Annotated in this window: 24 protein-coding genes and 2 pseudogenes; 20 read left to right on the top strand and 6 right to left on the bottom strand. The window is 38.6% G+C overall.

All coding sequences use genetic code 11. The features are described 5' to 3' along the window. The first annotated feature begins 572 nt into the window (after positions 1-572). The 15 genes and pseudogenes from JCM14505_RS04805 to JCM14505_RS04725 all read left to right on the top strand — a co-directional run bounded on the left by JCM14505_RS04805 (position 573) and on the right by JCM14505_RS04725 (position 15,495). Positions 573-1,214, top strand: coding sequence for a hypothetical protein (locus tag JCM14505_RS04805; RefSeq protein WP_156249841.1), 642 nt, complete (start codon positions 573-575; stop codon positions 1,212-1,214). A gap of 267 nt (positions 1,215-1,481) precedes the next feature. Beyond that, positions 1,482-1,895, top strand: a complete 414-nt coding sequence (locus JCM14505_RS04800) for a hypothetical protein (protein WP_054653312.1) — start codon at positions 1,482-1,484, stop codon at positions 1,893-1,895. 80 nt (positions 1,896-1,975) lie between these two features. Continuing rightward, positions 1,976-3,556, top strand: a complete 1,581-nt coding sequence (locus JCM14505_RS04795; RefSeq protein ID WP_054653311.1) for a peptide chain release factor 3 — start codon at positions 1,976-1,978, stop codon at positions 3,554-3,556. Between the two features lie 72 nt (positions 3,557-3,628). Continuing rightward, a complete protein-coding gene (locus JCM14505_RS04790) occupies positions 3,629-4,564 on the top strand; it encodes a glycosyltransferase family 2 protein (protein WP_082405629.1) in 936 nt (311 codons plus the stop codon). 2 nt (positions 4,565-4,566) lie between these two features. After that, on the top strand, positions 4,567-5,997 hold the full coding sequence (locus JCM14505_RS04785; RefSeq protein WP_054653350.1) for a flippase: 1,431 nt from the start codon (positions 4,567-4,569) through the stop codon (positions 5,995-5,997). Positions 5,998-6,434: 437 nt separating this feature from the next. Then, the gene (locus tag JCM14505_RS04775) at positions 6,435-7,052 is read left to right on the top strand and encodes an acyltransferase family protein (protein WP_156249840.1); all 618 of its coding nucleotides are present in this window, start codon (positions 6,435-6,437) and stop codon (positions 7,050-7,052) included. A 192-nt stretch (positions 7,053-7,244) separates the two neighbouring features. After that, entirely contained in the window at positions 7,245-8,882 is a 1,638-nt protein-coding gene (locus JCM14505_RS09595) for a peptidoglycan recognition protein family protein (RefSeq protein ID WP_054653307.1), read from the top strand. Between the two features lie 116 nt (positions 8,883-8,998). After that, entirely contained in the window at positions 8,999-10,717 is a 1,719-nt protein-coding gene (locus JCM14505_RS04765; RefSeq protein WP_056995424.1) for a serine hydrolase, read from the top strand. A gap of 132 nt (positions 10,718-10,849) precedes the next feature. Next, positions 10,850-11,098: a KxYKxGKxW signal peptide domain-containing protein gene (locus JCM14505_RS04760; RefSeq protein ID WP_054653305.1), complete on the top strand. Its 249-nt coding sequence runs from the start codon at positions 10,850-10,852 to the stop codon at positions 11,096-11,098. A 94-nt stretch (positions 11,099-11,192) separates the two neighbouring features. Further along, a complete protein-coding gene (locus JCM14505_RS04755; protein WP_054653304.1) occupies positions 11,193-11,555 on the top strand; it encodes a hypothetical protein in 363 nt (120 codons plus the stop codon). Between the two features lie 442 nt (positions 11,556-11,997). Continuing rightward, positions 11,998-12,399: a glycoside hydrolase family 73 protein gene (locus JCM14505_RS09590; RefSeq protein ID WP_225352274.1), complete on the top strand. Its 402-nt coding sequence runs from the start codon at positions 11,998-12,000 to the stop codon at positions 12,397-12,399. Positions 12,400-12,479: 80 nt separating this feature from the next. Further along, positions 12,480-13,412, top strand: a complete 933-nt coding sequence (locus JCM14505_RS04745) for a glycosyltransferase family 2 protein (protein WP_054653302.1) — start codon at positions 12,480-12,482, stop codon at positions 13,410-13,412. Next, positions 13,412-14,505, top strand: a pseudogene (locus tag JCM14505_RS04740) (AI-2E family transporter). Before JCM14505_RS04745 ends, JCM14505_RS04740 begins: the two are co-directional and overlap by 1 nt. Before the next feature lie 359 nt (positions 14,506-14,864). Continuing rightward, the gene (locus JCM14505_RS04730) at positions 14,865-15,188 is read left to right on the top strand and encodes a hypothetical protein (RefSeq protein WP_156249839.1); all 324 of its coding nucleotides are present in this window, start codon (positions 14,865-14,867) and stop codon (positions 15,186-15,188) included. 67 nt (positions 15,189-15,255) lie between these two features. Further along, positions 15,256-15,495, top strand: a complete 240-nt coding sequence (locus JCM14505_RS04725; RefSeq protein ID WP_054653299.1) for a hypothetical protein — start codon at positions 15,256-15,258, stop codon at positions 15,493-15,495. A gap of 48 nt (positions 15,496-15,543) precedes the next feature. Here JCM14505_RS04725 and JCM14505_RS08690 read toward each other — a convergent pair whose 3' ends face one another. From JCM14505_RS08690 to JCM14505_RS09585, 3 genes are all read right to left on the bottom strand, one after another. Continuing rightward, a complete protein-coding gene (locus JCM14505_RS08690) occupies positions 15,544-16,068 on the bottom strand; it encodes an LCP family protein (RefSeq protein ID WP_054653298.1) in 525 nt (174 codons plus the stop codon). Further along, positions 16,065-16,313, bottom strand: a complete 249-nt coding sequence (locus tag JCM14505_RS10035) for an LCP family protein (protein WP_054653297.1) — start codon at positions 16,311-16,313, stop codon at positions 16,065-16,067. The genes JCM14505_RS08690 and JCM14505_RS10035 overlap by 4 nt, the downstream gene beginning before the upstream one ends. A 90-nt stretch (positions 16,314-16,403) precedes the next feature. After that, entirely contained in the window at positions 16,404-16,613 is a 210-nt protein-coding gene (locus tag JCM14505_RS09585; RefSeq protein ID WP_054653296.1) for a hypothetical protein, read from the bottom strand. A 144-nt stretch (positions 16,614-16,757) separates the two neighbouring features. Here JCM14505_RS09585 and JCM14505_RS04705 point away from each other — a divergent pair, with 144 nt between their 5' ends. The 3 genes from JCM14505_RS04705 to JCM14505_RS04695 are packed head-to-tail and all read left to right on the top strand — an operon-like array spanning position 16,758 to position 17,771. Next, a complete protein-coding gene (locus JCM14505_RS04705) occupies positions 16,758-17,021 on the top strand; it encodes an IreB family regulatory phosphoprotein (RefSeq protein WP_054653295.1) in 264 nt (87 codons plus the stop codon). Beyond that, complete coding sequence (gene ruvX, locus JCM14505_RS04700; RefSeq protein ID WP_054653294.1) at positions 17,021-17,461, top strand: Holliday junction resolvase RuvX; 441 nt, start codon at positions 17,021-17,023, stop codon at positions 17,459-17,461. The genes JCM14505_RS04705 and ruvX overlap by 1 nt, the downstream gene beginning before the upstream one ends. A 10-nt stretch (positions 17,462-17,471) precedes the next feature. Beyond that, complete coding sequence (locus JCM14505_RS04695; RefSeq protein WP_054653293.1) at positions 17,472-17,771, top strand: DUF1292 domain-containing protein; 300 nt, start codon at positions 17,472-17,474, stop codon at positions 17,769-17,771. Positions 17,772-18,202: 431 nt separating this feature from the next. Here JCM14505_RS04695 and JCM14505_RS10030 read toward each other — a convergent pair whose 3' ends face one another. Genes JCM14505_RS10030 through JCM14505_RS09580 form a run of 3 tightly spaced genes read right to left on the bottom strand, consistent with a single transcriptional unit; the run spans position 18,203 to position 19,110 of the window. Beyond that, the gene (locus tag JCM14505_RS10030; RefSeq protein ID WP_263848959.1) at positions 18,203-18,526 is read right to left on the bottom strand and encodes a ribonuclease H family protein; all 324 of its coding nucleotides are present in this window, start codon (positions 18,524-18,526) and stop codon (positions 18,203-18,205) included. After that, positions 18,522-18,845, bottom strand: a complete 324-nt coding sequence (locus JCM14505_RS10025) for a ribonuclease H family protein (RefSeq protein ID WP_263848957.1) — start codon at positions 18,843-18,845, stop codon at positions 18,522-18,524. Before JCM14505_RS10025 ends, JCM14505_RS10030 begins: the two co-directional genes overlap by 5 nt. A gap of 34 nt (positions 18,846-18,879) precedes the next feature. Further along, a complete protein-coding gene (locus JCM14505_RS09580) occupies positions 18,880-19,110 on the bottom strand; it encodes a DUF3378 domain-containing protein (protein WP_225352273.1) in 231 nt (76 codons plus the stop codon). An 87-nt stretch (positions 19,111-19,197) separates the two neighbouring features. Here JCM14505_RS09580 and JCM14505_RS04685 point away from each other — a divergent pair, with 87 nt between their 5' ends. Together JCM14505_RS04685 and JCM14505_RS10415 are read left to right on the top strand one after the other, a co-directional pair. After that, positions 19,198-19,668 carry a CvpA family protein gene (locus JCM14505_RS04685; RefSeq protein ID WP_054653292.1) on the top strand — a complete coding sequence of 157 codons (471 nt, stop codon included), beginning with the start codon at positions 19,198-19,200 and terminating at the stop codon, positions 19,666-19,668. Positions 19,669-19,680: 12 nt separating this feature from the next. After that, a pseudogene (locus JCM14505_RS10415) lies at positions 19,681-22,052 on the top strand (endonuclease MutS2). Positions 22,053-22,058 lie beyond the last annotated feature (6 nt).

The raw sequence follows: 22,058 nt of genomic DNA, 5'->3' as shown, positions 1-22,058 counted from the left end.
TGGTAGAATTAATTTAATATTGGATAAAATAAATAAAAAAAAGTATCTGTAAGATATCATTATTCAGTGATTGATAAAATTAGTTATGTAATATCTATTGTAACTTGGATTACCTTGTTGTTGTCTTTGATTGGTTGGACAAAATTATTTAAAAATAAGGTGGGTTAGTTGAAATGAATAGATTTTTAAAATTAAGGTTATCAAAAGAAAATCTATTTTATTTTTATTTTTTTGTATTAGCTATAAGTTTTGTAATTTTTCCTTTTAGAAGTGGATATGTATATTCAGGATCAGATATGCATTTTCATTTAAATCGAATTTATGAGCTGAAAGAGTCGTTAGTAAATTTAAAATATCCGTGGGCTAATTTTTTTTAACCTTTAATAAGGTTGGATACCCGATAAATAGTTTTTATCCTAATTTAACTTTAGTATTAGTTATTCCTTTTTATATATTGATTCATAATCCAATAGTGGCATATTATACATCTTTAGTGTTTATAATTTGGTTGACTGAAATTATAACTTATAAATCAGCTAAGGCCATTTCACATAAAATAAATAATAGTTTTTTTGGCAGCTGTATTCTATGTTAGTTCGGGTTATATGACTTTTGTATACTGGTTTGCTTTTGAATTAGGGGAAATATTATCATTTATGGTGTTGCCAATAATTGTTAGTTCAATAGTAGCGTTTTATAAACCAAAAACAGTATCGAAAAAATTAAATCAATATCGATGGAAATTATTAGCTTTTTCTCTTATTTGGATTACCAATTCGCACGTTTTAATGGCATTAATTACTAATGTAATGGTTTTGATTAGTTTGCTAGTATTACTAATTAGTGACAGTCAAAAATTCAAAAGTAGAATTAATGAATATTTTAAAGTTGCGGGGGTATATATTTTAGGAAGTTTGTATGTTTTAGTTTCCATGTTTACTCAATATGTTGGGAGAGGAGTTGTTGGTCCAGATCGATATTTTGGTGCGATGTCATTTAAGAATTTAATTATTAATTCATTAGATAATATCATCTCACCAGGTGATGTTCCAGCACACTTAGTTCTCAATATGGGGATAGTAATGATTGTAGTTATGATGGTTTGTTTTATGGATTTTCATAACTTAGGGATGTTTGGAAAAACTTTCTTTTGGTTTGGGAGTTTTATTTACAGTTGCTTCAACAGATTTATTTCCATGGGATCCTATCGTTAAGATAATTCCACAAATTCAAATATTACAATTCTCATTTAGATTTTTAATTTATTCAGTATTATTTTTGTTGTTTAGTTTTATTTTTACTAGTGAAAAATCATTAAAGTCATCATTGTTGATTTTTGCGTGTGTAATGTCGATTAACTTAAATAAAATGTATAATTTTAATCAATCTGGACAAAATCAACAACCATTAACTGAAAAAGCGACATATAAAAACAGACTATTATATTCTAAATTTAGATTGATAATCATGGTTTTATTGAAATGATTAATAGTTACCATGAAATTGGCGGACCAAAGGATTACCTTAGTACCATACAAAAATATCATGCTCAAGAAATTTTTAAACATGATGTGTTATCGAATAATCATAAAATTAAATCGAACAGTAAATTTGATATTAATCAAGCAAATTATAAAATTACTTTAAATCATGATGGAAACTTAGATTTACCAGTTTTACTAGATAATTTTAAATATAGAGTGACAATTGATGATTTTCTGATGAAGTATCATAAGAGTAGTCGAGGAACAATTCAGGTTGATCAAGTTGATTCAGGAAAACATAATATTAAAATTATAGTTCAGCCTCATTGGTATACATTATTATCTTTAGTTGTATCATTAATTATTATTTTATTATTACTGGTTAATGTTATTAGGATTACATTGATTTAAAACTTAGAACCACCTATCGTATTGATGGGTGGTTTTATAGTATAATTAAAAAGATTGTATAAAACGAAAGGAATACTAGCATGCCAAGTTCTAATGAGTTAGCGAAGGCCGTTAATCAACGACGGACCTTTGCGATTATTTCACACCCCGATGCCGGGAAGACGACGATTACCGAACAGTTACTGTTATTTGGGGGCGTTGTCCGCGAAGCCGGAACTGTTAAGGGCCGGGGAAGTAACAACTTCGCCAAGTCTGATTGGATGGAAATCGAACAAAAGCGGGGAATCTCGGTGACGAGTTCCGTAATGCAATTTGACTATGATGGCAAGCGGATTAATATTTTGGATACACCGGGACACGAAGATTTCTCGGAAGATACGTACCGGACATTAATGGCCGTTGACTCCGCCGTGATGGTAATTGACGGGGCCAAAGGGATTGAACCGCAAACGCGTAAACTCTTCCAAATTTGTAAAATGCGGGGAATTCCAATTTTCACGTTCATTAACAAGTATGACCGGGACGCCCGTGAACCATTGGATTTAATGAATGAAATTGAAGAAACGCTCGGGATTGAAACGTATCCAATGGATTGGCCAATTGGAATGGGACGCCAATTTATGGGGGTTTATGATCGGCATAACCACCGGGTAGCCTTGACGCACCCAGCGGATGAAAATCATCCTTACTTACCATTAGATGAAAATGGAGAAGTGATTGGGGATAATCCATTGGCTGGTGAAGGTGAATGGGAAGATGCCCTCGAAAGCATGGAATTAATTACCGAAGCCGGGAGTGAATTTAGCGCCGAAAAGATTGCGGCGGGGGACCAAACGCCAGTCTTCTTTGGCTCGGCGTTAACTAACTTTGGGGTCAAGACGTTCTTAGAAACGTACTTACAATATGCCCCCGCGCCAAGTGCTCATAAGACGGAAACCGGAGATGCGATTGATCCATTATCCGATCAATTTGCCGGCTTTGTCTTTAAGATTCAAGCTAACATGAATCCAAAGCACCGGGATCGAATTGCCTTTGTGCGGATTTGTGCCGGTGAATTTGACCGTGGGATGGATGTGACGTTAGAACGGACGGGGAAACCAATTCGTTTATCTAATGTGACTGAATTTATGGCTGATACCCGGGAAAACGTCGAAAAGGCCGTGGCCGGGGATATTATTGGGTTATATGATACTGGTAATTTCCAAATTGGGGACTCAATTTATACGGGCAAGGATGCCATTAAATTTGAAAAGTTACCACAATTTACCCCCGAAATGTTTATGCGCGTATCAGCGAAGAACGTGATGAAACAAAAGTCCTTCCACAAGGGGATCAACCAATTAGTCCAAGAAGGGGCCGTGCAATTGTACCAAAACTATAATACGGGTGATTATATTCTCGGGGCTGTCGGGCAACTACAATTTGAAGTCTTCAAGTTCCGGATGCAAAATGAATACAATTCGGAAGTGATTATGGAACCAATGGGCAACAAGACGGCGCGGTGGATTAATCCGGACCAATTAGATCCTAAGATGTCATCGTCACGGAACATTTTGGTTAAGGATTTAAATGGCGATCCATTATTCTTATTCGAAAACCAATTTGCGGAAAACTGGTTCAAGCAAAAGTACCCAGATGTGGAATTGACGGCGAAGTTGTAAGACAAAAAGGAGCAAGTCTATGGATTCCCAACCATTGATTAGTGTCTTGGTGCCAATGTATAATGTGGCTCCATATATAAAAAGTGTGTTGATTCGATTCAATGTCAAACCTATCAAAAGATTGAAATTATTTTAGTCGATGATGGAAGTGCCGATGAAACCTTGTCTGTTGCTAGAGAATTGGCCCAAAATGATAAACGGATTCGGGTGATTCATCAGTCAAATCAAGGTGTTTCAGTTGCTCGGAATCGGTTAATTAGTGAATCGCTTGGTGAATATGTCGTTTTTGTTGATCCAGATGATTATGTGTCAGCTGATTATGTCGAATTTTTATATCATTTAATCGCTCGTAATAATTTTCAATCTAAATTATCAATGTGTTCATTGATGGTTGAATATTATGGTAAAAATAAAAGTTATGATGCGGGGGATGGTTCGATTGCAACCTGGAGAGCGGAAGATTGTTTAGCTAGTATGTGTTATGGTGAATTAGTCGATACTTGTACGGTGGCTAAATTGTATCATCGTAGTCTATTTGATGATATTTCATTTCCAGTTGGAAAGAAATTTGAGGACATGGGGACTACTTATCGTTTACTAGATGCAGCTGGAACGATTGAGTGTGGTTTTATTGCCAAATATTTCTACATTTTACGTCCAAATTCAATTACGACCAGTACTTATTGTCCGGATAAGTTGGATCTGTTAGAAATGACTGATGAAATGGCTGCGTTTGTGAATGATAAATATCCAAATTTAAAGCAGGCAACTTTACGCCGGCAGGTTTATGCGCGGTTCAGTACGCTTAACCAAACATTAAATGAACGTTCACAAGCGATTCGGTCTGTTCGTTTAAACTTGATTACTTTTATTAAAGATCATGCTAATCAGCTTAAGCTCGATGCACGGGTTCCAAAGCGTGACCGATTGGCAATGATGTTATTGAATTGTGGATACATACCATATAAATATGGTTGGTTAACCTACTTAAAGATTGTGAAAAATTAATTATGAAAGTTATTAAAAACTATTTGTATAATGCTTCGTATCAATTATTGATTATGCTGGCGCCTTTAATTACTACTCCTTATGTGGCGCGAGTATTAGGAGCACATGAATCAGGGATATATACCTATACAAATGGATGGGTCACGATTTTTTACCTAATCGGTCAATTGGGGATTACGGTTTATGGTAATCGAGAAATTGCATATCATCGTGATGATATTAAGGAACGTTCTAAAATCTTTTGGAGTATTGAACTACTGCAATTACTAACAATATTTGTTGCCTTAATCAGTTATCTTGCAGTTGTTTTTATGTTCAGTAGTACATTTAAAGTTTATTATTTAATTCAAACTTTGTGGATTCTGGCAACGGCAATCGATGTTTCGTGGTTTTTCATGGGAATGGAAGACTTTAAGAAAACGGTGGTGAGAAATACATTAGTTAAAGTTACAACCATCATTTTAATTTTTTTATTAATTAAGGATCAAGCTGATTTGTGGAAGTATGTGGCACTGTTGAGCGGAGCGCAATTTTTAGGTAATTTGACGTTATGGCCATATTTACGTGGCTTAGTTCAGCGAGTTTCAATTCAAGAATTAAATATATTTAAGCACTTGTATCCATCGATGATTTTGTTTATTCCAACGATTACGGTTCAAATTTACTTGGTGGTAAATAAGATTATGTTAGGTAAACTTGGGACCCCAGATGCACTGGGGCAATTTGATTATTCAGATCGAATTATAAAGGTGATTCTCTCATTAGTAACAGCTACGGGGACGGTAATGCTTCCTAATATGGCGAATAAATTTGCTAAGGGAGATGTGAATGGAATTCGTGAGAGTTTATATAAATCGTTTGATTTTGTGACTTCGTTAGCTGTTCCGTTAATGTTTGGAATTATGGCCATTAGTCATCAATTTGCTCCCTGGTTTTTAGGACAAGATTACGTTCACGCGGGTGAAATCATGTTCTGGGAAGCCCCCGTTATTATCTTAATTGCATGGAGTAACGTGTTAGGTATGCAATATTTAATGCCGGTTAATCGCGTGAAAGAATTTACTACTACCGTGACGGTTGGAGCAATTATTAATGTTTGTGTAAATATATTTATGATTCCAATATGGTCAGCGAAAGGGGCTGCAGTTGGTTCAGTTGCAGCTGAATTAGCGGTAACAATATCTCAACTATACGTAGTTCGGAGTACAATTGCGAGACGGGGATTATTTAAAGGTAGTTGGAAATACTTGCTAGCCGGTGGACTTATGTTTGTAATTGTTAATTATGTGGTTGACAATCTACCGATGAATATTATTACCTTGGCCCTAGATGTGTTAGTTGGGGTTTTATCATATGCAGTTGGTATTTTTGTCCTTCAAGCTCCAATTACAAAACAAATGAGGGAAACTGGAATTATAAAACGGAGAGAGTAAATGAAACGATACGTATATATTGATATTGTTAATTGTTTAGCAATTTTTTAGTAATAGTTCAGCATACAGCTCAAATTGCTCATTTTGGTAATCCAAATGCATTGACAACAATATTAGCTAACGTTATTCAAGTTGTGGCATTACCGGCGGTCGGGTTGTTTTTTTATGAATTCAGGAGCAACCAATTTAAGCTACTTAGATCGATATTCAACGAAGATTTTTTTCAAAAGGAGAATATTAAAAACGGTTGTGCCACTGTTATTTTGGTCAGTATTCTTTTATCTGTATAGTTATAAATACTACGCCTTCCCGGGCGTGATTCATCATCCCCAATTAGGGTTACATGACTTTATTCAACGCTTTTCTGATAATCGTATTGATAATTTATTTTGGTTCTTTTTTTTGTAATTATTCAATTGTATTTGGCAACTCCATTATTGGCAGTAGTAGCAAAATTTAATGAATTGATTCTAAAGTATTCATTTTACGTTGGAATGATTGTTGCGGAAATTTTACCAAATTTATTTGCTGTTTTAGGTTTCAAGTATAATCAAACGAATCTTGGGGTTCCGATATTAACTGGATCATGGGTAATATATTATGTGTTTGGATATTTAGTTAAAAATGATTTGTTTACATATCGTGAATCACGAATTATATATGGGTTAGGGTTCATTGTTCTAATTGTAAACATTTTGAATGCGTTGACTAAGTCTGAATATCTTGTTTTGAATCATGTTACGTTATTTTTTTATACTGCGTCACTTTACTTAGGTATTAAATATTTAACAGAACGGTTTGATTTATCTAAGTGGGCAAATGGGTTCAAATTAGCAGCTAGTGCGACGTTAGGAATTTATATCTTGCATCCATTAGCTCTGGAATTTCTTGATTTACTGTTTTTTAAGGTTGATGAAAGTAAGTGGTCACTTTATCTTGGTGTTTTAAGAAACCCGATTCATGTATTAATTTGGCCATTTATTATTTATTTCTCATTAGTTCCGATTGTGATTGGTTTACGGAAGTTTAAACCAATTCGCTATATACTCCCTTAATATTACAGTTTATTAACAAACCTCTAAATCAGTTTGCAATTTGTTTACAAACTTGATGTGGAGGTTTTTTTGTCCATGGATTTGTATATACTTACTTCTTGGTATTAAAAATTAAATTTTATTGATTAGTGGGAAGGAACAAATTTTGAAAGTTAAATTATACAAAAAAAAGGTAAACTGTGGGTTACGACGATGTTGGGGGTAGCCGTTGCTACGTTGGCATTAGGAACCATTTCGGTATCAGCTGACGAAACAGGACAACAACCATCGACAACTCAAGTTACGTCATTAGCACCAACAGCAACGAATCAATCTGCTAATCGTCAACAAGTGGCGAATGATTCGCAAGCTAATTGGAAACAAGAAAATGGTGGTTATACTTATGTGGGAAACGACCAATCAGTTAAACAAGGACGGCATTATGCTAAGTTAGCAACCATTAACGGGACTGGCGAAAACTGGTATTTAGTTGACAATGGTCGGGCGCAAAATCAAATTCAATCGTGGGCAGGATCGTTTTGGTATTTTGACCCGAATACCTACCTATTAAGTCAAAAACGTCAATTGGTTTCCGAGTGGGGGAATCAATATGTGGTTGGCGAAGATGGTCGGATCCAATCAGGGGTTCAACAAGTTAATGGCCAAATTTATGATATGGATCCTAGCTCTTATACATATTCAAATCGGCGTGCATATGCTCAGGCAAACAATGGTAGTTGGTATTTAGTTGATCACGGTAAAGCTCAAAGTGGTGTGCAAGAATGGGCCGGCAGTTACTGGTACTTTAATCCAACGACATATTTATTAAGTCAAAAGAAAGATTATATCAAGTCCCAATGGGGATTATATTACTTGGTTGGTAACGACGGTCGGATCCAATCCGGCGTGCAAGAATGGTCGGGTAGTTACTGGTACTTTGACCCAACAACGTACTTATTAAGTCAAAAGAGAGATTACGTTAAGTCGCAATGGGGTGATTGGTACCTTGTTGGAAATGACGGTCGGATTCAAAGTGGTGTGCAAGAGTGGGCTGGTAGTTATTGGTACTTTGATCCAGCTACGTATCTTTTAAGTAAGAAACGCGACTATATCAAGTCACAATGGGGTGATTGGTACCTCGTTGGAAATGACGGTCGAATTCAATCTGGCTTGCAAGAATGGGCTGGAAGTTACTGGTACTTTGATCCTGCATCATATCTATTGGTTAAGAATAAGGATTTCTATATCAATGGAGTTAAATATCACGCTGATCAAGATGGTCGGGTTAAGGCGCTAAATCTAGTGAATATTGATACGATTAAAACTTACATGATTAACCAAGCTTGGGGTGACGAACGGACCGCTAATAATAAATATATTATTCTACATGAAGTTGGTGTTGAAACGGGGGCTGCTGCGAATGCGGCTTACTTCTACAATCAAACTAAGGCGAGTGTAAATAACGAAAACGTCAAGGGAGTTTATTCAACTTTTGTAGTTGGTGACGGTGGTAAAATTTATCAAGTATCTCAACCGGGGAAAGTTTCCTGGGCTGCTGGGGGAGCGAATATTGATGCCCCAGTCCAAATTGAACTTGGTCGGACTTGGAATGCTAATCAATTCTGGCAAGATTACAAAGCCTATGTGAACTTGGCTCGTTCATACGCATTAGCTTATGGAATTCCATTAACTCTTGATGTGGGTGGAAAGGATACACCAGGAATCAAATCTCACCTTTGGGTAACCAATAACGTATGGTATGGTGGTGGACACACCGATCCATATGGGTACTTAAATCGTTTTGGTGTTACGCAAGCTAAATTAGCCCATGATTTACAATTTGGTCTATAACTAAATATTTATCTGAGCAGTTACCGTTTTTGGTAGGCTGCTTTTTTTATGTTATTGAAGTTTTTTTATGATATACAGTATAATATTACCGTTATTTAAATAAAGAGGTAATTAGGATGAATTTAAGGAACGTTAAAGCCTCACTGTTGATAGCAACAGTGGTATTTGGTGGCATGCTGGTTAATGTACCATTGGTTCAAGCCGATGATAGTACTAGTACCAGTAATTTAAATCAAGCAACAAAAGCTAATAATCAATTAGTAATGTCTACTTCACCAGTGTCAAGTATGATTAAAAATGGTTGGCAACAAAATAGTGACCAAAGTTGGACGTATTATACGAATGGTCAAGTTAAGACAGGAAAAGATTATGTTAAATTACCAACCATTAACGGGACTGGCGAAAATTGGTACTTAGTTGATAATGGTCAAGCACAAAATCAAATTCAATCGTGGGCGGGATCATTTTGGTACTTTGATCCCAATACATACTTATTAAGTCAAAAACGTCAATTGGTTTCCGAGTGGGGAAATCAATATGTGGTTGGCGAAGATGGGCGCATTCAATCAGGGGTTCAACAAGTTAATGGCCAAATTTATGATATGGATTCTAACACATATACCTTCTCAAAGCGCCGGGCGTACGATAAAGCGAATAATGGTAATTGGTATTTAGTGGACCATGGTCACGCCCAAAGTGGCGTCCAAGCATGGTCCGGTAGTTATTGGTATTTTAATTCAAATAATTATTTATTAAGTACGAAACGTGACTATGTCAAGTCGCAATGGGGATTATGGTACCTCGTTGGCAACGACGGTCGGATTCAATCCGGTGTGCAAGAATGGGCTGGAAGTTATTGGTACTTTGACCCGAATACGTATTTATTAAGAACCAAGAAAGATTACATCAAGTCACAATGGGGATCATGGTATCTAGTTGGCAATGATGGTCGAATTCAATCTGGGGTGCAGGAATGGGCCGGCAGTTACTGGTTCTTTGATCCGAATACATATTTATTAGTCAAGAATCAGCAAGTTTGGTTTAATGGGAAAAGTTATTACGCAACTCCAAGTGGTCAATTATTAACTTCACAATTAAAGACGATTAATGGTCGTTTATATGCCTTTAATGGTCAAGGAGTGATGAGTGATTTAAGCCCAATTATTAATAAGGTGAATGCGCTTGGTTCAAACATTCAAGTTGCCATTCAATCACAAAAGACGGGCGAAATTTTTAGTTATAACAATTCTGGAAACATGCGGTATCATACGGCTTCAACGATTAAGGTTACCGTGTTAGCAATGTTATTACATAATACAGGCGGTAAACTAGATGGAACGCAATACGATTTAGCGCAACGTATGATTCGTAATAGTGATAATGATGCGACGACCACGATTATTAATCGTTATTTAGGTGGTAACCGTAATTTGAACCAAGCATTCCGGGATTTAGGAATGAATGAATCGTACATTGATCAACATTGGGGAACGACGGAAACGTCTGCAACGGATCAATTAAAGTTATTGCATGAAATTTACTTGAACCCAAATGATGGGTACCTAAATCAAAGTTCCAAGAATACGATTAAATCTCTAATGGGGAGCGTGACGCCAAGTCAACGTTGGGGAATTTCAGCCGGTAGTAGTAATTATTACATTAAAAATGGTTGGAATTCTTCCAATGGCGCTTGGTGGGTCTCCAGTATTGGTTTTATTCCGCAAGGTTGGGATAATGGTTATACCATTGCGGTTTATACGTTTGGGAATAATTATCCAACTGGGGCTAACAAGATTGAACAAGTTGCGCAAACAGTTAAGAATCTGTTAGGATAATAAAAATATTACAAAACAACAACAAACTACTGTGAACATATTTCAATTTATTAACAAAATGTTCACAGTGGTTTTTTTTGTACTTAAATTTTAGTATACTTAAAATATCAAAATAAAAGGATAGGAAGATTAATGGATAATTTAAAACGATTTAAGTTATATAAGAGTGGAAAGAAGTGGTGCATGGCAGCTGTAACAACAGTAGTATCAACAGCTTCTTTAATGGCTCTTAATAGTACCTTTGCGACTGCAAATGATAATCCGACAACGTCCGTTAATACAACGCAAGTAAAGCAAACCAATAGTAATGGTTCTCAAACGACTCCCGCTAATAATAATCAACAAAATACGGTAAAAAAACGGTTGGCAACAAGCTACTGATAAATCGTGGACTTACTATAATAATGGTAAAACCACGAGTGGAAAGGCATATCAAGAATTACCAACCATTAATGGTAAAGGGACGAGTTGGTATTTGACGGATAATGGGAAGGCTTTATCAGGTGTGCAAGAATGGGCCGGAAGTTATTGGGACTTTGATAAGACGAATTACACGTTGAGTCAAAAGAAGGATTACTTTAAGTCTGATTGGGGAGATTGGTACCTTAAAGATAGTACTGGCCGGATTCAATCAGGTGTGCAAGAATGGTCCGGAAGTTATTGGTACTTTGACCCAACAACATATTTGCTTAGTCAAAAGAAAGACTACATTAAATCCCAATGGGGTGAATGGTATTTAGTTGGTAATGATGGTCGGATTCAATCAGGCGTGCAAGAATGGGCTGGAAGCTACTGGTACTTTGATCCAACATACTATACATTAAGTAAAAAAACGTGATTATGTTAAATCCCAATGGGGTGATTACTACCTTGTTGGTAATGACGGACGGATTCAAAGTGGCCTTCAGGAGTGGGCTGGCTCTTTATGGTATTTTGATCCAGTTACGTACTTAGTTACTAAGAATAAGGATATCACGGTTAATGGAAATAAGTATCACGCCGATAAAAATGGATTTGTTACTAAGATTGAAGAGAATGGATTTAATATTCCGGCTGGTACTAAAAATACTCTTTACTACAACAATGGTAAGGTTTATTTTGTTAAACCTGATGGTAATTTAGCTAAGAATGAAGAAGTCCAAACGCCAGTTGGTAAGCTATACTTTGATAAAAATGGGGTTGTTGGTTACACCGGAATTAGCGCTCATCACGATGCCTTCTTATCAAGTATTGTTAATGGGGCGGTCCAAGGTTGGGTTGAACATGGGGTCTTACCATCATTGACGTTGGCGCAAGCTATCATTGAATCTGGATGGGGGCAATCAACGTTATCATCTCGTTACCATAACTTATTTGGGATTAAGGCTAGTCATGGTTGGACTGGTAAGGTTGCTAATATGCCTACTGGTGAATACTTCAATGGTAAGTATGTCGTAATTAACGATGGCTTCCGTGCTTACGATAACAATGACCAATCAGTCAAGGATCACGCTCTGTTCTTAGTTCAAAATTCTCGTTACAGTAATTTATTATGGGATAAGAATTACACAAGTGTGACGCGTAAGATTCAACAAGATGGTTATGCTACGGCACCAACGTATGCAACGACACTTCAAAATACGATTCGTTCTTATGCATTAGATGATTATGATCGGATTGCCTTTGCAATTAAAAGTAATTGAAGAATAGTTAAGTATTATCTTGTATAATAAAACACGGTACATTAATTTGTACCGTGTTTTTTTGAAAGGAAATTATTACAATGAAAAAGCTATCGATAATTGTTCCTTGTTATAATGAACAGGAATCTATCTCATTATTTTATCCAGCGGTGGAAAAAGTTGTTGATAAAATTAAATCGTTGGAAACAGAATATTGGTTTATCGATGACGGGTCGTCTGATCAAACCTTATCAGAAATAAAAAAAATAAATGTATCCAATCCGAATCAAGTTCATTATGTAACATTTTCTCGTAATTTTGGGAAAGAAGCAGCTCTCTACGCTGGTTTACAGGCAGCAACCGGAGATTATGTGGTCGTAATGGATGTTGATTTACAAGATCCGCCGGAATATTTAGTGGAAATGTATGAAACTTTATCGACGACGGATTATGACTGTGTGGGAACTCGGCGAACGAGTCGGACCGGAGAAGCTAAACTAAAATCATTCTTAAGTGATAAATTTTATGATGTAATTAATCGGATTTCGAATACCAATATTGTGAATGGAGCTCGCGATTATCGAATGATGACCCGCCAAATGGTGGATGCAATTCTTTCAATGACCGAATATGACCGATTTTCGAAGGGGATTTTTAGTTGGGTTGGTTTTAAGACGAGGTATCTTGAATACGAAAATGTGGAGCGGGTTGCAGGTAATACTAGTTGGTCAATGCGCAAACTATTTAAGTATGCCTTCGATGGGATTATGGATTTCTCACAAGCTCCATTATCGTTGGCAGTTTGGATTGGTGGCGCATCGTTTATCTTGTCGTTGATTGGGGTTGTCTTTGTAGTTATTCGCCATTTTGTGGCGCCAGCCACGAGTGTCTTCGGATGGGCATCCTTAGTCAGCATCATTTTGATGATTGGTGGCTTACAGTTACTGTGTCTCGGAATCATTGGCAAATATATTGGTAAAATTTATCTCCAAGTTAAAAACCGCCCGATTTACATCGTAAAGGAAAAGAAGTAATGACAAATGAACGCAAAATATTATTGTGGTCGCTAGAAGCATTGATTGTTGTCTGCCTGCTGTGGGTTGGAAGTCAATTAACGTTTATCTTAGCGCCATTAATCACATTTATCTCAGCGATTTTTATTCCATTGGTGGTGTCAATTTTCTTGTATTATATGATGCGGCCATTATTAGGCTTGCTTTTGAAAATCAAAATTAAGGGTCACCATTTACCACGATCAATAGCGAGTTTATTAATTGTGATTCTTTTATTGACGGCCATTATTAGTGTGATTTTAGCGTTGATTCAACCCGTGATTAATGAATTTAATGAGTTGTTAAGTTGGTTGCCACATGCCACGAAACAGGGGCAAGCGTTAATTAATGAAATTTCCCATTATGATTGGGTACGACGCGTTGATTTATCTAGCTACTATGATCAAATTAGTGATAATTTAACGAAGTTTTTAAAGCGGACCGTAAACGTTCTATCAACTAGTGCGGGTTCCTTAATTGGGATGGTGGCAAATGTAGTGGTGATTATTGTTACGGTTCCCGTAATGCTCTTCTATATGCTTAAAGATAGTCCTAAGTTTACGCCGAGCATTCAACGATTCTTTAGTGAACGGCATGCAAAAGAAGTACGGGAGCTATTACACCAAATGAATCAAACATTATCGAGTTATATCGCTGGTCAGGCCTTAGAATGCTTATTCGTAGCCTAGGAACGACGATTGGCTATTTAATTATTGGCCAACCGATGGCGATTGTGCTCGGGATTATTGCGGGACTAACAAATATGGTGCCATATGTTGGACCGTATATCGGTATTACGCCGGCTCTATTAGTTGCGTTTGCGGTGTCACCAACGCAAGCCCTTTGGGTAATTATCGTCGTGATTATTGTGCAACAAATTGATGGGAATATTATTTATCCAAATATTATTGGAAAATCACTTAAAATTCATCCGTTAACGATTATTGTGCTGTTGTTAGCAGCTGGTAATCTAGCCGGAATTGGGGGGATGATTCTATGTGTTCCGGTATATGCAGTTTGTCGGACGGTGTTAAACTACTTTTGGAATATTTATCGATTAGAAAAAGAGAGTTAGAGGTTTAGATGACAAACAAATTTAAACGAATTGAATGGGTTGATGTTGCCAAAGCTATTGCCATTCTTATGATGGTAATTGGGCATGAAGTACAAGGTAATGCGAGAGTATTTATTTTTTTCTTTTCATATGCCATTGTTCTATATCTTATCTGGATATACAGCCAAACCGTTAACTACCTGGAGTAAATTTTGGTCAAGCACTAAGAAATCTTTTCGGAAGGTTTGGTTAGTGGCAGCGTTAATGGTGATGTTGCTATCGATAGAATTTGAGATATTCAATCATCAGCCATTATTGATGATGATTAAACAGGTGATTGTCGGAATTTTTGGGGATCGAATACCTTTGATAATGGACAGATGGTTGTTGGAAATGTTGGGGTGATGTGGTTTTTGTTTGTAATGTTTTGGGCGAAAATCATTTTTAATATTGCGGAATTGCTAATCAAGGATGTTCGTTATCTAGGATCAATTTTGGCAATTTTAGCTTATTTCGGTTATCAAATATCACTGCATGTTTGGATACCACAAGCTCTGGACGTGGCCGTAATCGCTGCCTTCTTGATGTGGGTAGGTCGGATATTAAAAGAACTAAATTATAGTGATAGCCACTATGAATTTGGCTTAGTGATATTGTCGTTAATTTTTTTGGTTAGCTTGTATTCAGAACAATACTTATCTTGAATTATCAAATAGAACGTATCCCAATTTTATTTTAAATCTAGTTGAAGCAATTGCTGGAACATTAGTAATGATTTATGTTTCAAAGGGATTACTAAAGACACAACTAGCTAAACCATTATTATTGATTGGTCAACATACCCTAGCAATTTTAGTTATTCATCATTTAGATTTATATTGGCTAACTTGGCAAGGAATGATTCATTCTAATAATGTAGCGGCTTTGATACGGTTAGGGGTAGACTTAGTAATCTTAATGATTTATCTAATTGGATTACGGATATTTAGGCAAAGTAAATTAAATGATTGATAAAAATCAAAACGGTTGATCGTCACGATGACGATCAACCGTTTTGGCTTAGTATGAACTTGGTAATTGAAATTCAACGTGGTTGTAACCATTATAAGTGGTTTGCATGTTGTACAACTTTGTTTCGTTGTTGACGACGTGCTTTGGCTTTAAGCCTAATTGCTGCCGGATTAACTTCGAAACGCGGTTAATTTCCTTGGGCGTGGCCACTTGGTAATCAATGTCATCAATTTTGGCATCTTTTCCTTGGAAGTGGTACTTTTCAAGGTGTTCCATTGTTGGTTTGTAGTTAGTATAAATAGCGGAAACTCCACTTAATGGTAAATCAGTCTTAACTCCATCTTCCGTGGCATCTAAGAGTTGATTAATCATATTGATTGAACCATGTTGTTTAAACTTATTAACGATACTTTGAATGACTTGTTGTTGCCGTTTTTGACGCCCATAGTCATTGTTAGGGTCTTCATACCGCATCCGTGAGTACTTCAAAGCGTTGGTGCCATTTAAGTGTTGGGGACCTTTTTTTAAAGGTATGCCCTTCGTATTTAAACTTAAACGGATTGTTAACGTCAACGCCACCCACAGCCGTCACGATTTTTTTCCATCACACCCATGTTAACTAAAGCATAGTAGTCAACGGGGACGCCAAGGAGTTCGCTAACTTGGTGTTTAGCTAATTTAGCCCCGCCAATTGGGTAGGAGGCATTAATCTTAACGTATTGCACGTCGCCATCATGGGTGACTTTGACCAGCATATCCCGCGGAATACTGGTCATGGTTAAAGTTTTCGTCTTCGGGTTAGCCGTCACTAATTCCATGGAATCAGTATTTCCATCCCCCAGAAGGATTTATTCCGTCCAATTGCGCCGTTATCAGTTCCCATCACGAGGACGGAAACGGGTTTTCCTTCACGGAGTTTTTTTATCAATCTTGGCGCTGTCAGTCTTAAAGACTTTCGTTGCTGTTTGATGTAATTGATAGTATTCATAACTACCTAGCAACGCAATACCAATGACAATTAACGAAATTGTCCACCGTAAAATCCGATAGAAACGATTACTATTGTGATAAGGTGGTTGTTGATATTTAATCACCCGTTGCCGGGGTTGTTCGTTCATAATCTTACCTCGCATCTTTGATATAACTTCATCATCTTAGCACGTTCTTAGGCTTGGTTCAATTAGTGTTTAGTAATTGCTATTAGTGAAATTAATGCTAACTTGTAGTAAAATAGATTAATAAAATCTAAGGAGGTTAACGAAATGGCTAGTGATAACACAATGTTTTATGATTTCGGGCAAAAACGGGATAAAAGTATTGAAGAAACGTTAGAGATTGTTTACCAAGCGTTAGAAGCAAAAGGATATAACCCTACGAATCAAATTGTTGGGTATTTAATGTCTGGTGATCCAGCTTATATTCCACGGCTTAATGATGCGCGGAATTTAATTCGGCAATTCCAACGCGATGAAATTGTGGAAGCCTTAGTTAACCATTATTTAAAGGAAACTGAGGCAGGGAAGTAATGCGATTATTAGGATTAGATGTTGGTTCTAAAACCGTTGGGGTGGCTCAAAGTGATCCGCTTGGTTGGACGGCCCAAGCAGTCGAAATTATTCGGATTAATGAAGATGAGGAAGTCTTTGGTTTAGAGCGGTTGAGTGAATTAATTAAGGAACGTCAAGTCGCGGGGATTGTAATTGGGTTACCTAAGAACATGAACAATACCGAAGGACCTCGGGTTGAGGCAGCGCGCCATTATGGAGAATTGATTCAAGAATTATTTCCTGACTTACCAATTGATTTCCAAGATGAACGTTTAACAACGGTGCAAGCTTCACGGATGTTAATTGAAGAAGCTGACGTTTCCCGGCAAAAGCAAAAGGCCGTGATTGATGAATTAGCGGCGACCTTAATTTTACAAAACTATTTAGATCGGCATGGAAAATTAACCAGCCAGTTATAAGGAGTAACCAATGAGCGAACCACGTGATGAACAAGAAGTATTTACGTTAGTTGATGAACAAGGTAATGAAGAATTGTATCATGAAATGATGCGATTCCAATCAGATGAAACCGGTAAGTGGTACATATGTTTGTACCCAGCAGATGAAGAAAATGCTGAAGAAGTTAGCATCCAAGCCTTTGCGTTTGAACCAACGACGGATGATGATGACGAAATTGAATTACTACCAATTGAAAATGATGTCGAATGGGAAATGGTTCAAGAAGTTTTGAATACGTTTATTGACGACGAAGGTAATGTTAACTTATAGGTCGTGAGCCACGCAAAAAGGAAGCCGTGGCCTAACGTAGACAAGGCGTTGGCCCAGCAAAGCTAGGGTCGGCGCCTTTGTCATAGTTAGGCACTAGGCTTCCGCGTGGCGAACGTAGTTATTATTAGGTCGCGAACCGAGCAGTAAAAGCGACGATAGGCTAACTTGGAAATGGGCTTTGACGTGGTAACACGTCAGAGCCTGTTTTCAGTTAGTCCTAGTCGCTTGCTCGGTGAGCGTAGTTACAAAACAGGTCGTGAGGAGGACGTAAAAACCACCTTATCATAACGTTGAAACTGGCGTTGGCGGATAGTATATCCGTCAGCGTCAGTTTTGCGTTATGACTTGGTGGTTGTCCGCCGAGCGTAGTTACTAAGTTGCCGTCGCAGTAATAATTAAAAAGGGTAGCCATCAATCGATGGCTACCCTTTTTAACGTTGCTGATAAATAGCGTGGGCTTTTTTCGTATTCCCAAAATGGACTTTGGCAAATTGCGATAGGTCTTGCCCGCGTTCTAATAAGCGGGCGGCAACTACGTCAACGGCATGCCCCGCCCCAATTGGTAAAGTTAAGCCAGCTTGTTGCGATAGTTCATCCATGGCTTGCAAAGAATAGTAACGTGCCACAATTGAGGCAGCGGCAACTGCAACGTGGGCAGTTTCGGCTTTAGTTTGAAAATATACATGTTCGCGGGCCACTTCAGCTTGATTCCCCACGTAGCGATAATAGGTTGCTCGTTGGACGAATTGATCAATTAAAATTGCTTGGGGTGGGGTAGATAATTTGGCGAGCGTTTTTTGTTAAAACTAAATTATGGCACAGCGCCTTGAGTTGGGCTTGGTTATAACGTTGCATCCGCTCATTATATTGAGTTGGCATTAAATTTAAGACGGTGTATGGACATAGCTTAATAATCTGTTCAGCCAACTTGATGATTTGTGGGTCGGTTAACTTTTTGGAATCTTGGACGCCAAGGGCTTGTAAAGTGGCGACTTGATCGTGGTCCACGTAGACGGCGGCGGTGGTTAAAGGACCAAAATAACTCCCAGCATTAACTTCATCAGATCCTAGCACTGACCACGTCGCAAAATCCGCCGGTAAGCCGTTTTTAGGGGCCGCGTTTTTTTTGTGTTGGTTGGCTAACCGCTCCCCAGCGGGCGGCCTCTTGTTGGGCTAATTGGCCTTGGAACATCACTTTTCGACTCTTAGTGTAGCCAATGACCGTGACGCCTTTTAATTTGGCGTGGAAACTAGCGCCGGGGGGACAAGTAGCGTTATTAGGGTAGGTATTTTGAATATGATTAAAAGTAGTGGCATCAACTTGTAAAACAACATTCATGATGAATTTCCTTTCAAAACGCGGATGAATAGGCAAGGGTGGCTGATAAATGATAAAATATTAAACAGGTATCCAAGGAGGATTGTGATGATTTTAACCATTATCCTAGCACTCGGGTTATTCGGTAGCTGGTTACATGGCCAGCGCATCGGTCTCTTAGCAACGATTTTAAAATTGATTTCTTACATTTTAGCATGGATTGTTGCTAAACAGGCAGTGGACATTGTCCTACCGTATTTACCAGCTATTCTCAGTAATACACTGGGACGCGGCATCATTGCGATGATCAGTTTCAGTGTGATTATGGCGGGGTGGCGGTATGTAAAACGGCAACTTCACTGGTTAACGAAGCTCCCAGTTATTGGAACGCTAAATGCAAGGCTGGGCGGGGCCGTTTATTTAAGCATGACCTTGAGTGTCGAATTGATTTTATTATTAATTTTTCAACATTTAACAGTTCCTTGGTGGCAACATCAACTTCAAACATCGCTGCTGGCGCAATGGATGTTGCATCAAGTACCACTACTAACCAATTATTTACAAACATTATTGCCATAGTGAGGTAATGAGATGAACGAGAAAATTTTAGAAACTTTAGAATATGATGCGGTCAAAGGCCAAATTTTACCATACTTAGTCTCAGCCGCCGGACAACGGGAATTGCGGAATTTAACCCCGCAAACCAATCGGACGACGATTGAATTATGGTTAACCGAAACCAATGATGGCGCTGATTTATTACGCTTAAATCATGACTTGCCAATTCCAACGTTAGCTGACATTACGCCCCAATTAAAACGGTTGCGCATTGATGCCAACTTAAACGGGACTGAATTGGCCCAAATAATGCAAGTCTTGCGGACGAGTTTGCGGATGCAAAATTTCTTTGCCCACCTGGCTGAAAATCAAGTTACGTTACGGCAATTGCCGAGCTTAGTCGATCAATTAGTAACGTTACCGGAAATTACGCAACGCTTAGTCCGGTCATTAGAACTTGATGGGCGCGTTAAGGACGAGGCGTCTACGAAGTTACATGGGTTACGGCAGTTGATGGCAAAAACGGAAGTGGAAATCGTCATGCCTTAGAAAATTACACGCGGGGGAAAAACGCCAAAAAGTTAAGCGAACCGATCATTACACTGCGGAATGAACGGTATGTGATTCCCGTCTTAGCCCAATATCGGAAACAATTTGGTGGGGTCGTCCACGATCAAAGTGCGACGGGGCAAACGCTCTATATTGAACCGGGGAACGTGGTGGAATTAAATAATCGCTTACGCCAAGCTCAAATTGAAGAAAAGCAAGAAATTCAACGAGTGTTAACCGAACTGTCCGATTTAATTCGCCCGTATCAACATGAACTAGGGCAAAATGCCCAAGTCTTAGGGCATTTAGATTTAGTCAATGCGAAGCTAAATATGCGCATGCCCTGCATGCAACTCGGCCAAGCGTCAATGATGACTTACAAGTTAATTTACGCCAAGCCCGCCATCCGTTGATTGATCAACACGTGGTCGTGCAATGATTTAACGTTAGGGCTTGATTATCAAGCGCTCGTAATCACGGGTCCCAACACCGGGGGGAAGACGATTACCTTAAAGACCTTGGGCTTATTGCAATTAATGGCCCAATCAGGGATGTATGTTCCTGTTGCGAGAACAGTACGGTTGCCGTTTTTGATAACATTTTCGCTGACATTGGGGATGAACAATCACTGGAACAAAACTTGAGTACCTTCTCCGGTCATATGGCGAATGTGAAGCATATTTTAGAACAGATGACGGACCGTAGTTTGGTCTTGCTCGATGAACTAGGTGCGGGGACCGATCCGAAAGAAGGGGCCGCGCTCGCGATGGCGATTTTAGATCAAATGGGAACGATCGGCGCCCGAGTGATGGTAACAACGCACTATCCGGAATTAAAGGTCTATGGTTTTGATCGCCAACAAACAATGAATGCCAGCATGGAATTTGATCAAGCTTCCTTACGACCAACTTATCGGTTGTTAGTCGGCATCCCTGGTCAATCGAATGGGGTGGCCATCGCCAGTCGGTTAGGACTTGATGCAGCGATTATTCAAACGGCGCAATCCTTAGTGAGTGACGAAAGTCAGGAATTAAACGCGATGATTGGGGACTTGGTGGAACAACGCAAGCAAGCCCGGGAAGAAAATGAACGGCTACAAGCGTTAGTTAAGGACGCCACGACCAAGGAAGCGGAATTAGCGCAAAAACTGGAGCGCTTCAATGAACAACGGGAGCAACTTTATGAACAAGCGCGGAGTAAAGCTAATCATGAAGTGGCCAAGGCGAAAAAAACAAGCGGACAAGATTATTCATCACTTACACCAATTGCAAGTCCAACAAGGGGCGCAAGTTAAAGAACATGAATTAATTAATGCCAAGGGGCAATTAAATGCCTTACACCAAGAAGCCAATCCCCGCTTGAAGCATAATGCAGTCTTGAAACGTGCCAAGGCCAAACATCAGTTAAAGCCGGGCGATGATGTACGGGTTAAGTCATATGGCCAAATTGGGACTTTAGTGAAAGCCCGCGGTCATCACCAATGGGAAGTGCAAATGGGGATGCTGAAGATGGCGATTGATGAAGCGGACTTAGAACAAGTAACGCAACAAGAAAAACGGGCTAGTCAACCAAAAGCACCCCGGAAACGCCCCGTGCGGACGATTCAAACGCGTCAAACATCAGCCCGCCTAGATCTCCGTGGAAAACGGTATGAAGCGGCGATGAGCGAGTTAGATCAATTTATCGATCACGCCTTGTTAAATAACTTAACCAGTGTCACAATTGTGCATGGGAAAGGGACGGGGGCCTTGCGGAAGGGAACCCAAGAATACCTGCGGAGTAATCGTCGGGTGAAGTCCTTTGAATTTGCGACGCCAAGCAATGGTGGTGATGGGGCCACGATTGTGTTCTTTTAAAAACAG

This window comes from Limosilactobacillus equigenerosi DSM 18793 = JCM 14505, from assembly GCF_001311375.1.
Taxonomy (GTDB): domain Bacteria; phylum Bacillota; class Bacilli; order Lactobacillales; family Lactobacillaceae; genus Limosilactobacillus; species Limosilactobacillus equigenerosi.
The sequence above is the reverse complement of the archived record's forward strand: the minus strand, read 5'-3'. Positions and strand labels throughout refer to the sequence as shown.

What these genes read in the sequence shown, in the direction of transcription:
- JCM14505_RS04725 (WP_054653299.1), top strand. Translation starts at nt 15,256, where the DNA reads ATGATTTATGTTTCAAAGGGATTACTAAAGACACAACTAGCTAAACCA.
- ruvX (WP_054653294.1), top strand. Translation starts at nt 17,021, where the DNA reads ATGCGATTATTAGGATTAGATGTTGGTTCTAAAACCGTTGGGGTGGCT.
- JCM14505_RS10035 (WP_054653297.1), bottom strand. Translation starts at nt 16,313, where the DNA reads ATGGAATTAGTGACGGCTAACCCGAAGACGAAAACTTTAACCATGACC.
- JCM14505_RS09595 (WP_054653307.1), top strand. Translation starts at nt 7,245, where the DNA reads ATGTTGGGGGTAGCCGTTGCTACGTTGGCATTAGGAACCATTTCGGTA.
- JCM14505_RS04800 (WP_054653312.1), top strand. Translation starts at nt 1,482, where the DNA reads ATGATTAATAGTTACCATGAAATTGGCGGACCAAAGGATTACCTTAGT.
- JCM14505_RS04705 (WP_054653295.1), top strand. Translation starts at nt 16,758, where the DNA reads ATGGCTAGTGATAACACAATGTTTTATGATTTCGGGCAAAAACGGGAT.
- JCM14505_RS04795 (WP_054653311.1), top strand. Translation starts at nt 1,976, where the DNA reads ATGCCAAGTTCTAATGAGTTAGCGAAGGCCGTTAATCAACGACGGACC.
- JCM14505_RS09580 (WP_225352273.1), bottom strand. Translation starts at nt 19,110, where the DNA reads ATGAATGTTGTTTTACAAGTTGATGCCACTACTTTTAATCATATTCAA.
- JCM14505_RS04730 (WP_156249839.1), top strand. Translation starts at nt 14,865, where the DNA reads ATGGTTGTTGGAAATGTTGGGGTGATGTGGTTTTTGTTTGTAATGTTT.
- JCM14505_RS04785 (WP_054653350.1), top strand. Translation starts at nt 4,567, where the DNA reads ATGAAAGTTATTAAAAACTATTTGTATAATGCTTCGTATCAATTATTG.
- JCM14505_RS09585 (WP_054653296.1), bottom strand. Translation starts at nt 16,613, where the DNA reads ATGAACGAACAACCCCGGCAACGGGTGATTAAATATCAACAACCACCT.
- JCM14505_RS04765 (WP_056995424.1), top strand. Translation starts at nt 8,999, where the DNA reads ATGAATTTAAGGAACGTTAAAGCCTCACTGTTGATAGCAACAGTGGTA.
- JCM14505_RS04685 (WP_054653292.1), top strand. Translation starts at nt 19,198, where the DNA reads ATGATTTTAACCATTATCCTAGCACTCGGGTTATTCGGTAGCTGGTTA.
- JCM14505_RS04745 (WP_054653302.1), top strand. Translation starts at nt 12,480, where the DNA reads ATGAAAAAGCTATCGATAATTGTTCCTTGTTATAATGAACAGGAATCT.
- JCM14505_RS04695 (WP_054653293.1), top strand. Translation starts at nt 17,472, where the DNA reads ATGAGCGAACCACGTGATGAACAAGAAGTATTTACGTTAGTTGATGAA.
- JCM14505_RS04760 (WP_054653305.1), top strand. Translation starts at nt 10,850, where the DNA reads ATGGATAATTTAAAACGATTTAAGTTATATAAGAGTGGAAAGAAGTGG.